Here is a 17,476-nt window from a genome sequence, read left to right as displayed (position 1 = left end):
AAGTGGCTTTTTTTTACTCTGAACCTTCACTTTGAGTCTTTACACCTGTATTAAAATATAATTTTAACAAATCAGAAGCAGCTGCAAAAGATGAAATCTCATTATTCTGCACTGCTTTTTTGTTTTTTTCTAAAAGCGTGATGATTTCTGGCTGGTTATAAAAATTCTGCCTCAATTGCTCATTAATGGTTTCCATCATCCAGAAATGATTTTGTTCGTTTCTTTTTTCTTGGAAAAATCCTGATTCTTTTGTCAATTCTAAATAATAAGATATCGTACTCCAAACTTCGGGGATTCCGTCTTTTGTTAGCGAACTGCAAGTGGTAACTTTAGGTTGCCAGTTTGATTTTTTTGGAGGAAATAAATGTAAAGCACGATTAAACTCTAATTTCGCCTGATTCGCTTTTTTTATATTGTCGCCGTCTGCTTTGTTGATTACAATCGCATCAGCCATTTCCATAATACCTCGTTTGATGCCTTGGAGTTCATCGCCTGCACCAGAAATTTTTAAAAGTAAAAAGAAATCTACCATACCATGAACAGCAGTTTCACTTTGGCCAACACCAACTGTTTCGATAATTATAGTATCAAAACCTGCGGCTTCACAAAGAATAATCGTTTCTCGGGTTTTTCGAGCCACTCCGCCTAAAGTTTCTCCAGAAGCACTTGGCCTGATAAAAGCATTTTCATCTTTAACCAATTCTTCCATTCTGGTTTTATCACCTAAAATACTTCCGTGTGAAAGCGAACTGCTCGGATCAACAGCCAAGACAGCTACTTTTTTTCCTAGTTGAGTGAGATGTTTTCCAAAAGCTTCAATAAAAGTACTTTTTCCAACACCGGGAACACCCGTAATTCCAATTCGAACTGATTTATTGGCATGAGCCAAGCAGCCTTGAATGACTTGACCAGCTTTTTCAAAATGATCTGGATTGGTGCTTTCGATTAAAGTAATAGCACGGCTTAAAGAAGTTCTATTTCCTTCTAAAATACCCTTAATTAATTCTTCAGAAGAGGGTTGTTGTCTGCGTTTATTTTTAATTTGATTGATAGCCGAAATATTGGTGATTTCGGGAGGTGAAATTCCAGCTTTTTTAGATACGCTACCACTTTGTTTATTTGAATTTGACAAAACGCACTTTTTAGAAATGTAAAAGTACAGAAAACAAAAGCAGTTTCAAAAAGTTAGTTTGCTACCAATTACACGAATTTCCGCTAATTTGTTATTCTTAAAAGGAGTAAAAAAAAGTTTGCCACGAATTCACGAATTTTCTTTTTAAAATCTTTATCTAATATTATTCGAATTAATTCGAAAAAATAATCTCAAAGATTTTAAAAAGAAAATTCGTGAATTCGTGGCAAAAAAAACTTAGAATCTTTTTAGTAACCTGCAGTAAACCTAACTTGGTGATGTTTTGGAGTTTCTACTTCATCAGCAATTACAACCGCTAAATCTTCTACAGAAAGAATACTTCTTTGCTCGTCATTAAAAACTGGATTTTCTAAACCTAAACGGTATTTTCCAGTTCTTCCCGTTTTAGTTCCAGCATGCATTTCGAAAGCAGGACTAAAAAATGCCCAGTCTAAATCTTTTTCTTCTTTTATGATATTTAAATAATGTCTTGCAGCATTTGCACCTGGGAAAATTTCTTTTGGAAAATCTGGAGTGTCAACTGCTTGTAAATCTGGAGCAACATATAAGCTTCCTGCACCACCGATGGTGATAAAACGTTTAACACCCGATTTTTTAACCGCTTCCTGAATAGCTTTAGAACCAGCTAAAAAGTCATCGTAAATGTTTGGGTTAGTCCATCCCGGATTATAAGCATTAACCACAGCGTCATGACCTTTTAAGATTTCTGCCAAAGCATCAACATTAAAGATATCTGCAGCAACCCAAGTAGCGTTTGCTGTGTCTTTTGGAGTTCTTGCAATAGCAGTGATTTCGTGTTTTCTATCTGCTAATTCGTTTAAAATTGCTGAGCCAACAAATCCTGTAGCTCCGATAAGTGCGATTTTCATAATATATAAATTTATTTAGTAATAAAAAATGTTACAGTTTAGGTTAAAAAAATAGTTTTAAAATTGATTCGAAAAATCTTCCAATGAAATACCTTCCAGCTGTAAGCTGACTTTCTGATTCATTTCGCTGTATAAATTCTCCAAATGCTGATTGATGTTTTTTCCAACAGGACAATCAGGATTGGGTTGGTTTTTAGCAAAACCTAAACCAATAGTTTCAAAGGTCATTTCGAATATTTGTTTTAAAGTCAGTTCGGCAGCATTAACCGCCAATTTTGTACCGCCATTTTTTCCTTCTTTACTTTCTACAACATGATGCGCTTTTAGGTTGGCAATTTCTTTTCGAACCAAAACAGGATTTAAATTAATACTTCCCGCAATAAACTCCGATGATAAATAATCATTAGGAAATTTATGCAGCAGAGTAAGAATGTGAATCGTTATGGCAAATTTACCTGAAATCATACTGTAATAAAATATGTTACAAATTTACATCTTTTTTGTAACACAAAATACTAATTTAACTAAAAATTAATTCTTTACCTCAAATTTTAAATACTTATTTTTGTCTTGATCTTACTATATGAACAACTTCATTCTCATATTTCTCTTTCTTTCACTCGGGTTGATTTTACAGCGAGTAAAACAATTCCCGACTCATATTTACAAAACGCTCAATAAAATTGTTATTTATTTCTGTCTTCCGGCGATTACTTTATACCATATTCCGAAGATAAAATGGAGTAGCGAATTACTGTTTCCGATAGGAGCGGGGTGGATCACTTATATTCTAGCGTTTATTTTTTTTCATTTTTTGGGAAGAAGAAATGGCTGGTCAAATAAACTGATCGGATGTTTGATTTTGACGGCAGGATTAAGTAACAGTTCATTTCTCGGATATCCAATTATTGAAGCTTTGTTTGGGAAGAAAGGCTTAGAAACTGCCGTTTTGGTAGATCAGCCTGGAACTTTTGTTGTAGTTTCAACACTTGGTGTTTTTACAGCCGCTTTTTATTCTAAAGGAAGTCCAGATGCTTTAGGGATTTTCAAAAAGATTATTTTGTTTCCTCCTTTTATAATGTTTGTTATCGCTTGTTTAATGAATATTTTTCAAGTTGATTTAAATGAAAATTTTCAATCAGCATTATTAAAAATTGGAAGTTTGGTAACGCCTTTAGCTTTGCTTTCGGTTGGTTTGCAGTTAACTTTTGATAGAAAAAGTCAGCATTGGAAATTTTTGCAACTGGGGCTTTTCTTTAAACTGCTTTTAATTCCTTTTGTGATTTTTTTTCTTTACGTTTTCATTTTTAACCAGCATTCTGAAGTTATAAAAATCACTATAATGGAAACTGCTATGGCACCAATGATAACAGGCGCAATCTTAGCCTCAACATACGGATTAAAGCCAAAATTAAGCAGTATGATGATTGGTTTCGGAATCCCGATTTCTTTTATAACGCTTGCTTTTTGGTACTTCATTCTAAGTTTTATCTAGGAGTAAAATACTAATTATATCGATAAAGTAGAATTTTAACTTTTTTTTACCTTTTGAATGTTTTCTAAATGCATTTTTTAGTTAATTTTAGATGAACTAAAAAAATATAAATTATGTCAACATTAAGATTAGGCGATATAGCTCCAGATTTTCAGGCAGAAACCACACAAGGACCAATTAATTTTCACGAATGGTTAGGTGATTCTTGGGGTGTTTTATTTTCTCATCCAGCAGATTTTACTCCTGTTTGTACTACTGAATTAGGAACTGTAGCGAACTATGTTCCAGAATTTCAAAAAAGAAATACTAAGGTTATTGCTTTGAGTGTAGACGGTTTAGACTCGCATAAAGAGTGGATTAAAGATATTAACGAAACTCAAAATACAGAAGTAAATTTCCCAATTATTGCTGATGAGGATAAAAAAGTAGCGAATCTATATGATATGCTTCATCCAAATGCAAGTGATAAATTTACGGTTCGTTCTGTTTTTGTTATCGGTCCAGATAAAAAAATCAAATTGACTTTAACATATCCAGCTTCTACAGGAAGAAATTTTGATGAATTACTTCGTGTAATTGACAGTTTACAATTGACTGCAAATTACAGCGTTGCAACGCCGGCAAACTGGAAAGATGGAGAAGATGTAGTTATTGCACCAGCAATTCCAGATAGTGACATTCCAGCAAAATTCCCGAAAGGACACACGCCAATCAAACCTTATTTGCGTTTGACACCGCAGCCGAATAAATAATATTCTGAGTTTCTAAGTTTCTAAGTTTCTGAGATGCTAAGATTTTTCAAAATAATAAATATTAAAGCGCTAAAATTTCATAATGAAATCTTAGCGCTTTAATATTTACGAAAGTTTAAATAGAGGCAAAATAAAAACTTAGAATCTCAGCATCTCAGAAACTTAGGGACTTACTTGGCTGCCAACAAAGCATTCATTCTTTTCTTGTCTCCTACAACCCACAGAATGTCATTTTTCTCTAAGATCAAACTAGATTCAGGATTTAAGATACGATTTCCGTTTCGTTCAATTCCCACAACCATTCCATCTGTTTTGGCTCTAAATTGTCCGATGCTTTTTTGAATAAATTCGTCTTGAGAAACTTCAAGCTGACGTAAAACAATATTGGTTTCTTCTACTTTTGTAGGCGGTTCTGTTTCATTTTGAGTTAAGAATTTTGTGAATTCTGTAATTTGAGCATCAGTTCCGATTACGCAAATTTCGTCGCCTGGAAATAAGCGTTCGGTTTTGGTAGGAATTGGAATTGTGACTTCTCCTCGTTTAATGTAAGCGATATTAATCCCTAATTGCTCACGAATTTTAAGTTCTTGTAAAGTTTGTCCGACCAGATTAGATTCTTTTTTAATTTCGAAGAAAGACATGTGTCCGTCCCATGGCATTAAATTAGCATATCTTCTGTCGATCTTTTTGTTTTCACGATCGTTAAGATTCTTTAAAAAGTGACTTTCAATTCGGTGGTATTGCTCGTTTAATTTTTTAGGAAAAAGTTGATAAGCTCCAATTGCAATAATCAGCGCGACGAAAGCAACCAAAGGAGAGAAGAAAATATTCAATAAAAACCCGACAAAGAATAAACCAAGGCTCATTCTAATTAAAATAAGCATTAGCAGTGCGCCACGATATTTACGTTCTTCCCAAAGAGCTTCAACTTCATCTACTTTTACACGACGAAGCGAAAGTGCCCATAAAAACGGTGCAATTACAACCAAAGTTAGTAAAGCAGCCAAAGTATTTCCGAATCGTGTATCGGCTACTAAAGGCGCTACAAATTTAGATGACAATAATATGATAGCAGTAATAATGATCGTATGAAGAACAATTTGTGTAATCGAAGAACGAAGAACAATCTGCCAAGTACTGACAGATTTAATCGCTTGCGCATTCACACTATAACGGTTAATATTTTTAACCCATCTTTTAGGCATTTTTGCTTCTAAAAAGAAAGCAAACCGCTCTGAATATTTAATTAAGAAAGGAGTAGTAAATGTTGTAATTGCAGATACTGCCACAATAATAGGATATAAGAAATCGCTGGTCACTTTTAAAGTCATTCCAAGAGTTGCAATAATAAAAGAGAACTCTCCAATTTGAGCCAAACTCATCCCGGTTTGGACAGATTGTTTTAAAGGCTGGCCAGAAATTAAAGCTCCGATAGAAGAACTGAATGCTTTTCCGAAGATGGTCAATAAAGTGATTATAGCAACTGGAAGAGCATAGTTTACCAAAGTAATTGGATTGATTAACATTCCTACCGATACAAAGAAAACAGCACCAAAGAAATCTTTTACAGGCTGAATTAAATGCTCAATTTTTTCTGCCATTGTAGTTTCAGCAATAATAGATCCCATAATGAAAGCGCCTAATGCTGGAGAGAAACCAACATTTGAAGCAAAAATCACCATCATTAAACATAAGGCTAATGAGATTATCAAGAGCATTTCGTCTGTTAAGAGATGTTTTGCTTTTTTGAAGATGGTTGGAATGATAAAGATTCCTCCTAAAAACCAGATGATTAAAAAGAATACAAGTTTTAAAACAGATTGTAATAATGCAGTTCCAGAAACCTGATCGCTTACGGCAATAGTTGATAATAAAACAAGCATCAAGATGGCTACGATATCTTCTACAATCAAAGCTCCGAAAACAATCCCGACGAATTTTTTTCCTTTAACCCCCAATTCGTCAAAAGCTCTAATGATAATGGTTGTAGATGAAATAGAAAGTGTGGCTCCTAAGAAAATACTATCCATTTTTCCCCAGCCCATCCATTGCCCAACGCAATAACCAATTACGGTCATAAATAGAATCTGGGTTATGGCGGTGACAGACGAAGTCCCTCCAACCTTCATTAGTTTCTTGAAGCTGAATTCGAGTCCTAAACTGAAAAGTAAAAATATAACCCCGATTTCGGCCCAGACTTCAACACTTTTCATGTCGGTTATGGATGGGAAAAAATCAAAATGGTTTCCAGCCAAAAAACCTGCAATCAGGTAGCCTAAAACCAAAGGTTGCTTCAATCTTCTAAATAATAGAACGGCAATTGCGGCAGTCATTAGGATTAAACCTAAATCACTAATTAAAGGTTGTAAGTGGTGTGTAGTTTCAGCGGCGGCGCTTAGTGCAATCATAGGTGGTATTTTAGTTTTCAGTGAGCTTGATCCAGCTTTTTATTTAAAGTTTTTTGTTCAAGCTCTGGCTTTCTGAACAAAAGACTTTTTTAATGTAATTCACTGAACTCCAACTAAAATAAAGTTAAGTGAAGTAATCTGGACTACCCCGGGTTAAATAAAAAAAGCTATCTCGATAAAGATAGCTTTTTTTGATAAAATATTTGGTATTTTTCTTAAATTCCTGTGTAGTTACTAGGTGTTATCGCTAATAATTCTGCTCTAACCGCATCTGAAACTTCCAAGGTTGCAATGAAGTTATGAATTGCATTTTTGTCAATTGCTTCATTCGTTCTTGTTAATCCTTTTAAAGCTTCATAAGGATTTGGATAAGCTTCGCGACGTAAAATTGTCTGAATAGCTTCAGCTACAACTGCCCAGTTTTTCTCTAAATCTTCGGCAAATTTGTTTTCGTTTAAAAGTAATTTGTTTAAGCCTTTCAAAGTTGCTTCAAAAGCAATAATGGTATGTCCGAAAGGAACACCAACATTACGTAAAATAGTACTGTCAGTTAAATCACGCTGTAATCTTGAAATTGGAAGTTTTGCAGCCAAGTGTTCGAAAATTGCATTTGCAATTCCTAAGTTTCCTTCAGAGTTTTCAAAATCAATTGGATTTACTTTATGAGGCATTGCAGACGAACCAATTTCTCCAGCTTTAATTTTTTGCTTAAAATAATCCATTGAAACATATGTCCAAATATCACGATCTAAATCGATGATGATCGTATTGATTCTTTTTAAAGCATCAAAGAAAGCTGCAAAATGATCGTAATGCTCAATTTGAGTGGTTGGGAAAGAATGTTTTAAACCAAGGTCGGTTTCAACAAATTTATTTCCGAATTGTTTCCAGTCAATTTGTGGATATGCTACGTGATGCGCATTAAAGTTTCCTGTTGCACCTCCAAATTTAGCAGCAAACGGAATATTGAATAGCAATCGCATTTGTTCTTCTAAACGTTCTACAAAAACCAAAATCTCTTTTCCTAAACGAGTAGGAGAGGCTGGTTGTCCGTGTGTACGTGCCAACATCGGGATGTCTTTCCATTCAACACTTAATTCTTTTAATTTTGCAATTACAGCAATTAAGATTGGCATATAAACTTGCTCAAACGCTTCTTTTGTAGAAAGCGGAATAGCAGTATTGTTAATGTCTTGAGATGTTAATCCGAAGTGAATGAACTCTTTGTATTGAGATAAACCTAATTTCTCAAAAGCATCTTTAATAAAGTATTCAACTGCTTTTACGTCGTGGTTGGTTACTTTTTCTGTTTCTTTAATCCAAAGTGCATCTTCTGTTGAGAAGTTTTTGTAGATATTTCTCAAGCTTTCAAATAAGCTAGAGTCAATACCTTGCAACTGAGGTAGTGGAATTTGGCATAAAGAAATGAAGTATTCCACTTCAACCAAAACGCGGTATTTTATTAAAGCTTCTTCAGAGAAGAAAGGTGCTAAATTTTGAGTTTTATTTCTATATCTTCCGTCAATTGGCGATATAGCATTCAATTCGTTTAGAGTAGTCATTGTGATGTTGTTTTTTCGAAAGGTGCAAATATAAGCTATTGTTAAAACTTCTGAAAGCTATATTGATGCTTAAATTATGGTTTTGAAAATTTTATCCCAGATTGTAAAGTAAAAACCGTAATTGTGAGATTCATTTTTATGATGGTCATTATGAAATTTAGTGGTAGAAATCCATTTTGTGAAGTAATTGTTGTACCAGAAAGATGGAAATATGTCTTTTTTTAAATGTCCAAATATTCCATAAGAAAGATTGAGAATCAAATAAATAATGATACTCAAATAATTAAATTTCAAAATTGTAATTAAAAACAGCCATATAAAACCGAAACCTATAGTTTCTATTGGATGAAGTACATACAAACTATAAACATTCGTTTCAACATGTGTATGATGCAATTTATGAATGGGGTAAAGCCATTTTAAATGATGAGCCAGAAAATGAAAAATAAACATAAAAAGATCCATTAAAAGAATCAATAAAAGTGTATCAAAAATGATAAGTTTTAAGGATCCAGAAAAATCTACTTTCAGTATCCCGTTGCGGTATAATTCAAAACCTATTAAAGTAATGAATGTGTTACAAAGCAGCGTAGATAGTACCCATTTTCGATCTTTATTCTTTAAAAAGGTGTTTTCAGATTCTATTGCTTTTCCAATTAAAACAGATAAACCTACTAACACTGCATTTTCTATTAAAAAGAAAATAAAGAGCCAGAATATATTAAACTGAAATAACTGTTGTAACCAGCTTTCAAAAATCATGTTGTTTTTTCTAAGATCAGTAATTTTTCTCTTAAATCTGCAACCCCTTCAGAAGCAAATTTGGCAATAGTTTCGACTTTATTTCGAAGATTCGGAATCGAAATTGGTTTCGGATCAATATAAAAAACCGGTGTTGTACTTGGTGTATAAGAAATTAATCCGGCAGCTGGATAAACCTGAAGCGAAGTTCCAATTACGGCAAAATAATCTGCTGTTTCTGTAATGTCAATAGCTTCTTCGAGTGCAGGAACTTCTTCGCCAAACCAAACAATATGTGGACGTAATTGATGTCCGTTTGTATCTAAATCTCCAGTTTGCAAATCTTCAGTCCAGTCTAAAATAAGATTTTTATTTTGTGTACTACGTACTTTTAATAATTCGCCATGCAAATGCAAGACATTTGTACTTCCTGCACGTTCATGAAGATCGTCAACATTTTGAGTGATAATTTGTACATCAAAATCTTTTTCCAATTCAGCTAAAATGATATGCCCAAGATTCGGATTTACTTCTTTTAACTGCTGGCGTCTTTTGTTGTAAAAATCGAGAACCAATTCTTGGTTTTTATGCCAGCCTTCTGGAGTGGCAACTTCCATCACATCATGCCCTTCCCAAAGACCGTCACTGTCTCGAAAAGTTTTAATTCCGCTCTCAGCACTTATTCCTGCTCCTGTTAAAACAACAAGTTTCTTTTTCATTTTTAGTTTAATTAAAAGATAAAAATAGTGATTTCTTTGTTCAAATGTCTAGTAAATAAAGGGTATTTATACTCTTTGTCTCTCGTTCTAAATTATTTAGTTTTAATGTCGCGTTTTATAAAAGTGATGCTAAAATGATTTTAATTCAATTTACTGGTTTATCTGGTTCGGGAAAAACGACATTGGCAGAAAATGTCAGACATCTTTTGGTTCAAAATAATTATGAAGCCGAAATTGTAGATGGTGATGTGTACCGACAAACGATCTGTAAAGATTTGGGCTTTTCTAAAGAGGACCGTTGCGAAAATGTAAGACGTCTTTTTAATGTTGGGCGAAATCTAATTGATGAAAAGAAAATAGTTCTCATGTCGGTTATTAATCCATATGAAAATCTTAGAAATGAATTAAGGTCTTTTGAATTTGTAAAAACGGTATTTCTGGATTGCGCCATTTCTAATTTGATCGAAAGAGATCCAAAAGGCTTGTACAAAAGAGCATTATTGCCAGACAGCGATCAAAATAAAATTAAAAATTTTACAGGAATAAGCGATGTTTTTGAAATTCCGCAAAAAGCCGATTTAGTATTAAAAACAGATTCTGAAACCGTTTCAGCTTCTACCCATAAACTCTACCATTTTATACTTAGCAATTTAAATTTTTAAGGTTATGAATCCTTCTTCTTGTCAGCTTCCGATTTCTTTCTCGATAGAAAAACTGCAAAATGATTTATTGATTTGCGAAACCAATTTATGGACACCCCATTTTAATACCAATCGGTATGAAGGAAATTGGACAAGTGTTTCTTTACGATCGCAATCGGGTTTGGAGAATGATATTTTTTCTTTTCCAGACAAAGAGTATAAAAATACGCCTTTGCTTGACAGTTGCTCTTATTTTAGAGAAATAATGGATTGGTTTGAATGCGAAAAAGAAGCAGTGAGATTATTAAGACTTGGACCTAATAGCGAAATTAAAGAACATGTTGATAATGATACTTCATATGAAGATGGATTTTTTAGAATTCATATTCCAATTATTACAAACTCGGAAGTTTATTTTTATGTCAATCATCAGCAGATTCCAATGAAAATGGGAGAATGCTGGTATGCCAATTTTCAGTTGCCACATAGCGTGCTGAACAAAAGCCCAGAACCTAGAATTCATTTAACTTTGGATTGCATTAGAAATGAATGGTCTGATAAATTATTTTCTAAAATGGGTTTTGATTTGAATTATGTGCCGAAATATGAATGTTCAGAGGAAGTGAAAAGACAAGTTATTGCTGAGCTTTCTAGAAATCAATCGGAGACAAATGCCAAGATTATTGCCGACCTTCAATCACAAATGAAATAATAAAATGGAAAATGTAAAAGATTTTATTTCAAATTGGATTCCAATTAAATTGGTAGAAAAAGATAATGAAGTTTATTTCGAATGGATTTATTTTTCTGATATACCATTTGCAGAACCTTTTTTTGAAGAAACCATTGTAAAATGCCAAAGCCATGACTACAATTCAAAATCATTTAAATTAATAAGTACGGCAGAGAATGTTATTGACTGGTCTAAAGAACTCGATTTTGTAGAATTAAAAGGATTGGTTTTTCATGTGTCAAGATGCGGATCTACGATGTTGAGTCAGTCTCTTGCCACTTCATCTGAAAATATAATGGTTTCTGAAGCTCCTATTATTGATCAGATTTTAAGAAGTAATGCTTTTGATTCCGCGATCAAAACCACTTTGCTGAAATCGGTTTTGAAATTTTTGGGGCAAAAAAGATTTTCTGAGCAAAAACATTTGATTATAAAACTAGATGCTTGGAGTATTTTTAAAGCTTCTTATTTAAGATCTGTTTTTCCTGAAATTCCGTTTGCATTATTGTACCGAAATCCAGCAGAAGTTTTGAGATCGCACCAAAAAATGGCAGGCATGCATATGGTTCCAAATTTAATTCCTTCAAGTGTTTTCGGAATCACTTCTAAAGAAATTGAAGAAGTAAGTTTTCAGCAATATCAAGTTTTGGTTTTAGAAAAATATTTTCAAAGTTTTCTAGATTTTTACGAAAGAGACCAAAATATAATAATGCTTAATTACAATGATGGAATGAAGAATGTAATAGAGCGATTTTTAGCTTTTATTAATACTGATTTTTCTGAAAGTGAATTAAATGTCATGCTGGAACGTCTTAAAAAACATTCTAAAAATGAACAAGCAGTTTTTACGGGAGATTCGTATAAAGATGATATTTTGTCTGTGAATTTGGCTCAGCTCCATGCTTTGCACGAAAAACTTAATGCCAATTTTATTGCAGATTTGACAGGCTGAAAAATCTGTTTAGATCTTCTTTCTCTTTTATTTATTATTTTTGCGCCAAACATAAATAAAATGATTGATTTAGATTACCTCGCATTCTTAGAAAATATATTGACAGAAAATAGAAAAGCAAATTTTTTAAAAGTACTAGAAAATAGAACAAAGCATTTTACAGTTGCAGTAGAAGATGTTTATCAAATGCATAATACAAGCGCAGTAATGCGAAGCTGTGAAGTTTTTGGAATTCAGGAATTGAATGTAATTGAACAGCGTTTTGGAAAAAGAATTGACAAAGAAATTGCTTTGGGTGCGCAAAAATGGGTTGACATCAATCGATTTGATTCGGTTTCAGGATGCCTTTCTGATTTAAAAAGTAAAGGATATCAAATTATTGCGACTACTCCACATGAGAAAGATTGCATGTTGGAAGATTTCGATATTACAAAACCAAGTGCTTTATTCTTTGGAACAGAAAAAGAAGGATTGTCACAAGAAATTATGGACAATGCCGATGGTTTCTTAAAAATACCAATGGTTGGTTTTACAGAAAGTTTGAATATTTCTGTGTCGGCTGCCATTATCATTCAAAGTTTAACCAATAGACTTCGCAGATCTGATATTAATTGGAAATTGACAGAGGAAGAAATTTTAGTGAAACGTTTACTTTGGGCTAAAAATTCTATAAAAGATATAAAACGAATTGAAGAACGTTATTATCAGGATAACCCGAGGGATTAGTGTTCAGTATTTAGTGATCAGTCTCAGTGTTCAGTCTCAGTTTTAGGACGAGGGAGTGAATTGGAAATAAAGATAATTTTCTAAAAAATAAAAGACCGATAGTTTAAACTATCGGTCTTTTTTATGGATTTAAAATATCAGTTGGTAAACTGTGACTGAATACTGCGACTGAATACTTAAAAATTTATTAGTTAATTAAAACCCAAGTTCCAGCTGCGATTAAAGCTTCAGCTTTTTTGTACTTCATAGTTTCTGTTTTACCAGTAGCAACTTCTTGAACTACAACCGTATCATTTCTGTTGATTTTTGGCATATCTCTAACGATAGTTTCGGTAACTTGACGTTGTTGAGTTTCTCCAGCTTCACGGTTGATGCTTTCGCTATTTGGAATTTCGTCTTTACTTAATTGTAAATTTTCTTTAGGACGAGCTACTTCTCTTGCTTCATGAATTTCAGGAGTGTTTTGAGCTGGTAAATCACCTTTGAATAAGAATGAAATAACTTCTTTATTAACGTTGTCCAACATTCCTCTAAACAAGTTGAAAGCTTCTAATTTGTAAATAAGCAATGGATCTTTTTGTTCGTGAACAGCCAATTGAACAGATTGTTTCAATTCGTCCATTTTACGTAAGTGTTTTTTCCAAGCTTCATCAACAATAGAAAGTGTAATGTTCTTTTCGAAATCAGCAATTAATTGAGCACCTTGGCTATCATAAGCTTTTTTCAAGTCAGTTACCACATTCAAAGTTTTGATTCCGTCTGTAAATGGAACTACAATTCTTTCAAAATGATTGTTTGGCTCTTCGTATACTCCTTTGATAATTGGGAAAGCTTCTCTTGCGCTTCTTTCTGTTTTTTCAGTATAGAAAGCCAAAGCTTCTTTGTAGACTTTTCCAGTAACTTCAATATCAGATAATTTTAAGAAATCTGCTTCAGAAATTGGAGAAGTGATTCCGAAATAACGAATTAAATCAAACTCAAATCCTTTAAAATCATTTGTTACTTTACTGTTGCTTACGATTAATTCGCAAGTATCATAAAGCATATTCGCGATATCCAGTTTCAAACGCTCTCCGAACAATGCGTGACGACGACGTTTGTAAACTACTTCACGTTGAGAGTTCATTACGTCATCATACTCTAATAAACGTTTACGAACACCAAAGTTGTTTTCTTCTACTTTTTTCTGAGCACGTTCGATAGATTTAGTCATCATAGAATGCTGAATAACTTCACCTTCTTTTAATCCCATTCTGTCCATTACTTTCGCAACTCTTTCAGAACCAAATAAACGCATTAAGTTATCTTCAAGAGAAACATAGAATTGAGAGCTTCCTGGATCTCCTTGACGACCAGAACGACCACGTAACTGTCTGTCTACACGACGAGAATCATGACGCTCTGTACCCACGATTGCTAAACCTCCTGCAGCTTTTACTTCTGGAGATAATTTAATATCGGTACCACGACCAGCCATGTTTGTTGCAATAGTTACAACTCCAGCTTTACCCGCTTCTTCAACGATTTGTGCCTCTTGCTTGTGCATTTTAGCGTTCAATACGTTGTGTGTGATTCCTCTCATTTTAAGCATACGGCTTAATAATTCTGAAATCTCTACAGAAGTTGTTCCAATCAAAACTGGTCTTCCAGCTTGAGATAGTTCAGTAACATCTTCAATTACAGCGTTGAATTTCTCACGTGTTGTTTTGTAGATATAATCTTCTTTATCAATTCTTGCAATTCCACGGTTAGTTGGAATTTCAACAACGTCTAATTTATAAATCTGCCATAACTCTCCTGCTTCTGTAACAGCTGTACCGGTCATACCAGCCAGTTTGTTGTACATTCTGAAGTAATTCTGTAATGTAACAGTTGCAAAAGTTTGAGTTGCAGCTTCGATTTTTACGTTTTCTTTTGCTTCGATCGCTTGGTGAAGACCGTCTGAGTAACGACGTCCGTCCATGATACGACCTGTTTGCTCATCGACAATCATAATTTTGTTGTCCATGATAACATACTCTACATCTTTTTCGAATAAAGCATACGCTTTTAAAAGTTGAGTAAGAGTATGAATACGCTCGCTTTTTACTCCAAAATCTTGGAATAATCTTTCTTTAGCTTCAGCTTCAGCGTCTTTGTCTAATTTTTGTTTTTCAATTGCAGCGATTTCTGTTCCGATGTCTGGTAAAACGAAGAAATCTGCATCAGTATCTCCAGAAAGGTATTTAATACCATTGTCTGTTAATTCTACTTGATTGTTTTTCTCTTCAATCACAAAATACAAAGCTTCGTCTACTTTATGCATTTCGCGATTGTTGTCTTGCATGTATTGATTTTCAGTTTTTTGAAGCAATTGTTTAATTCCTTCTTCACTTAAAAATTTAATTAATGCTTTATTTTTAGGTAAACTTCTGTAAGCTCTTAATAATTGGAAACCTCCATCTTTAGTATTACCTTCTTTAATTAATTTTTTAGCTTCAGCTAAGAAACCATTCGCTAACTGACGTTGTTGTGCAACTAAGTTTTCGATTTTTGGTTTCAATTCGTTGAATTCGTGACGATCTCCTTGAGGAACTGGTCCAGAAATAATAAGAGGTGTTCTAGCGTCATCAATTAATACAGAGTCAACCTCGTCGACAATTGCAAAATTGTGTTTTCTCTGCACTAAATCGCTTGGAGAGTGCGCCATATTATCTCTTAAGTAATCAAAACCGAACTCATTGTTAGTTCCGTAAGTTATATCAGCATCGTAAGCTTTTTTTCTTTGCTCTGTACTCGGCTGGTGATTATCGATACAATCAACAGATAAACCATGGAATTCGAATAAAGGAGCTTTCCAAGTACTATCACGTTTTGCCAAGTAGTCATTCACTGTTACTAAGTGAACTCCATTTCCAGTCAAAGCATTTAAATAAAGTGGAAGAGTAGCAACCAAAGTTTTACCTTCTCCCGTTTGCATTTCAGCAACTTTACCTTCGTGTAATACCATACCACCAATTAACTGAACATCGTAGTGAATCATGTCCCAAGTGATGTCTTTCCCAGCAGCATTCCATTTGTTTGCCCAGATCGCTTTTTCGCCATCAATAGTAATGTATGATTTTGTTGCTGAGAATTCGCGGTCTTTTGGAGTTGCAGTAACTTCAATATGAGAGTTCTCTTTAAAACGACGAGCCGTTTCTTTTACTACAGAAAACGCTTCTGGAAGAATTTCCAATAAAGTTTTTTCAGAGATTTCATAAGCTTCTTTTTCAAGAGCATCTATTGCATCATAAATATCTTCTCTTTTATCGATGTCTTCGATGTTTTCTACTTCTGCTTTAAGCGAAGCAATTTTAGCATCTTTATCGGCTCTAGCTTCTTTTATTCTGTCTTTAAAATAAACGGTTCTTCCTCTCAACTCGTCGTTTGATAGACTCATTAAAGGAGCTTCGAATGTTTTAATTTTGTTTAAGTAAGGTTGTAAAGCTTTGACATCTTTCTGCGACTTATCGCCGACAAAGACTTTAATAATACTGTTTATGAAACTCATGATTTATTGTATTTCTTTATTATATATATGTATTTGAACCAAAAAAAAAGTCTCTATGATGAGAGACTTTTTCCTTTGGTTTATTTTTTAATATTCATCCTCATTCCAAAGATAATCTTCGTCTGTTGGATAATCAGGCCAAATTTCTTCCATTGATTCATATATCTCACCTTCGTCTTCGATTGATTGAAGGTTTTCTACTACTTCTAATGGAGCACCTGCTCTGATAGCGTAGTCTATAAGTTCATCTTTGTTAGCAGGCCATGGCGCATCACTTAAATAAGATGCTAATTCTAATGTCCAATACATCTGTTATCTGTTTAGTTTGTGCAAAAATAAATTTTTTACTGAAAAAGACAAGTAAATTTTGATTTATTTTAATAAAATTTAAGAACGTCGATTATTAAATTCCAATTTTTAAATTCCAAACTCCAAAAAAGAAGTTTAAAAACCAATATTTAAATTCCAAATCCCAATGTTGGAAGGCTTTTTTGTTTTTTATAAATTCAAAAGAATTTAAATTTTTCTCTTGGAATCTGGGATTTCAAAAATTTGGAATTTTCAGAAAATTCATTTTCTGGGTATCCATTTCACTTCCTCCGCTTTTAAGTCTGAGGACAACTTTCGTGCCAAGACAAAAAGGTAGTCAGAAAGTCGGTTTAAGTACGTGATTGCTATTTCAGGAACGTGTTCATTATGACTTAAATGTACTGCTAAACGTTCTGCGCGACGACAAATACAGCGCGCTATATGACAATGTGACACGGTAGGATGGCCGCCTGGTAAAACAAAATGAGTCATTGGCGGAAGGCTTTCATCCATTTTATCTATTTCGTTTTCCAGTAATTCGATATCTGAGTCAATTATGCCAAGATTTTCTAAGCGAAGTTTTCCGTTTTTCAAAACTTCTTTTTCTTGTGGAGTTGCCAAAATGGCACCAACCGTAAAAAGACGATCTTGAATCTCTATTAAAATAGTTTTGTAATGCGAATCCATTTCTTGATCACGAATCAATCCGATATAAGAATTCAATTCGTCAACAGTTCCATAACTGTCAATTCTGATATGGTCTTTTGGTACACGCGTTCCTCCAAAAAGAGCCGTTGTGCCTTTATCGCCTGTTTTGGTATATACTTTCATTTTTTTTAAAGATGCTAAGGTTCTGAGATTCTGAGATGCTAAGTTTTCTCTTC

At 33.7% G+C, this 17,476-nt stretch carries 16 protein-coding genes; 6 read left to right on the top strand and 10 right to left on the bottom strand.

The window, feature by feature from the left end; translation table 11 throughout:
- Positions 1–13 precede the first annotated feature (13 nt).
- The 3 genes from meaB to NCC77_RS19775 form a co-directional block, all read right to left on the bottom strand.
- The gene (gene meaB, locus NCC77_RS19785; protein WP_250837131.1) at positions 14–1,132 is read right to left on the bottom strand and encodes a methylmalonyl Co-A mutase-associated GTPase MeaB; all 1,119 of its coding nucleotides are present in this window, start codon (positions 1,130–1,132) and stop codon (positions 14–16) included.
- A gap of 248 nt (positions 1,133–1,380) precedes the next feature.
- Positions 1,381–2,022, bottom strand: coding sequence for an NAD(P)-dependent oxidoreductase (locus tag NCC77_RS19780; protein WP_111378401.1), 642 nt, complete (start codon positions 2,020–2,022; stop codon positions 1,381–1,383).
- Between the two features lie 57 nt (positions 2,023–2,079).
- Positions 2,080–2,487 (bottom strand): RrF2 family transcriptional regulator, encoded by a 408-nt coding sequence (locus NCC77_RS19775; protein WP_095931086.1) that lies wholly within the window; start codon positions 2,485–2,487, stop codon positions 2,080–2,082.
- Positions 2,488–2,605: 118 nt separating this feature from the next.
- Between NCC77_RS19775 and NCC77_RS19770 the strand changes: the two genes are divergently transcribed.
- Both NCC77_RS19770 and NCC77_RS19765 read left to right on the top strand, forming a co-directional pair.
- On the top strand, positions 2,606–3,517 hold the full coding sequence (locus NCC77_RS19770; RefSeq protein WP_250837130.1) for an AEC family transporter: 912 nt from the start codon (positions 2,606–2,608) through the stop codon (positions 3,515–3,517).
- Between the two features lie 113 nt (positions 3,518–3,630).
- Positions 3,631–4,269: a peroxiredoxin gene (locus NCC77_RS19765; RefSeq protein WP_248727929.1), complete on the top strand. Its 639-nt coding sequence runs from the start codon at positions 3,631–3,633 to the stop codon at positions 4,267–4,269.
- Positions 4,270–4,439: 170 nt separating this feature from the next.
- Here NCC77_RS19765 and NCC77_RS19760 read toward each other — a convergent pair whose 3' ends face one another.
- From NCC77_RS19760 to NCC77_RS19745, 4 genes are all read right to left on the bottom strand, one after another.
- Positions 4,440–6,677 carry a cation:proton antiporter domain-containing protein gene (locus NCC77_RS19760; RefSeq protein ID WP_250837129.1) on the bottom strand — a complete coding sequence of 746 codons (2,238 nt, stop codon included), beginning with the start codon at positions 6,675–6,677 and terminating at the stop codon, positions 4,440–4,442.
- A 215-nt stretch (positions 6,678–6,892) separates the two neighbouring features.
- The gene (gene purB / locus NCC77_RS19755; protein ID WP_250837128.1) at positions 6,893–8,239 is read right to left on the bottom strand and encodes an adenylosuccinate lyase; all 1,347 of its coding nucleotides are present in this window, start codon (positions 8,237–8,239) and stop codon (positions 6,893–6,895) included.
- A 69-nt stretch (positions 8,240–8,308) separates the two neighbouring features.
- A complete protein-coding gene (locus NCC77_RS19750; RefSeq protein WP_250837127.1) occupies positions 8,309–9,001 on the bottom strand; it encodes a sterol desaturase family protein in 693 nt (230 codons plus the stop codon).
- A complete protein-coding gene (locus tag NCC77_RS19745; protein ID WP_250837126.1) occupies positions 8,998–9,699 on the bottom strand; it encodes an SIR2 family NAD-dependent protein deacylase in 702 nt (233 codons plus the stop codon). Before NCC77_RS19745 ends, NCC77_RS19750 begins: the two co-directional genes overlap by 4 nt.
- Before the next feature lie 134 nt (positions 9,700–9,833).
- On the opposite strand from NCC77_RS19745, the gene cysC reads away from it, so the two are divergent.
- From cysC to NCC77_RS19725, 4 genes are read left to right on the top strand one after another with little or no spacing between them, the layout of a single operon-like run.
- Positions 9,834–10,361: an adenylyl-sulfate kinase gene (cysC, locus tag NCC77_RS19740; protein WP_250837125.1), complete on the top strand. Its 528-nt coding sequence runs from the start codon at positions 9,834–9,836 to the stop codon at positions 10,359–10,361.
- A 4-nt stretch (positions 10,362–10,365) separates the two neighbouring features.
- On the top strand, positions 10,366–11,052 hold the full coding sequence (locus NCC77_RS19735) for an aspartyl/asparaginyl beta-hydroxylase domain-containing protein (protein ID WP_250837124.1): 687 nt from the start codon (positions 10,366–10,368) through the stop codon (positions 11,050–11,052).
- A 4-nt stretch (positions 11,053–11,056) separates the two neighbouring features.
- Positions 11,057–12,025, top strand: coding sequence for a sulfotransferase family protein (locus tag NCC77_RS19730; RefSeq protein WP_250837123.1), 969 nt, complete (start codon positions 11,057–11,059; stop codon positions 12,023–12,025).
- A gap of 60 nt (positions 12,026–12,085) precedes the next feature.
- On the top strand, positions 12,086–12,751 hold the full coding sequence (locus tag NCC77_RS19725; protein WP_095931076.1) for a TrmH family RNA methyltransferase: 666 nt from the start codon (positions 12,086–12,088) through the stop codon (positions 12,749–12,751).
- A gap of 187 nt (positions 12,752–12,938) precedes the next feature.
- On the opposite strand, the gene secA is transcribed toward NCC77_RS19725, so the two are convergent.
- The 3 genes from secA to NCC77_RS19710 all read right to left on the bottom strand — a co-directional run bounded on the left by secA (position 12,939) and on the right by NCC77_RS19710 (position 17,423).
- Positions 12,939–16,283: a preprotein translocase subunit SecA gene (secA, locus tag NCC77_RS19720; protein WP_250837122.1), complete on the bottom strand. Its 3,345-nt coding sequence runs from the start codon at positions 16,281–16,283 to the stop codon at positions 12,939–12,941.
- Between the two features lie 87 nt (positions 16,284–16,370).
- Complete coding sequence (locus tag NCC77_RS19715) at positions 16,371–16,592, bottom strand: DUF2795 domain-containing protein (RefSeq protein ID WP_007138072.1); 222 nt, start codon at positions 16,590–16,592, stop codon at positions 16,371–16,373.
- Between the two features lie 261 nt (positions 16,593–16,853).
- Positions 16,854–17,423: a cob(I)yrinic acid a,c-diamide adenosyltransferase gene (locus NCC77_RS19710; protein ID WP_095931074.1), complete on the bottom strand. Its 570-nt coding sequence runs from the start codon at positions 17,421–17,423 to the stop codon at positions 16,854–16,856.
- Positions 17,424–17,476: the final 53 nt, after the last annotated feature.

Source organism: Flavobacterium tyrosinilyticum (assembly GCF_023656565.1).
GTDB lineage: Bacteria > Bacteroidota > Bacteroidia > Flavobacteriales > Flavobacteriaceae > Flavobacterium > Flavobacterium tyrosinilyticum.
This window is presented reverse-complemented; position numbering and strand designations above follow the sequence as displayed.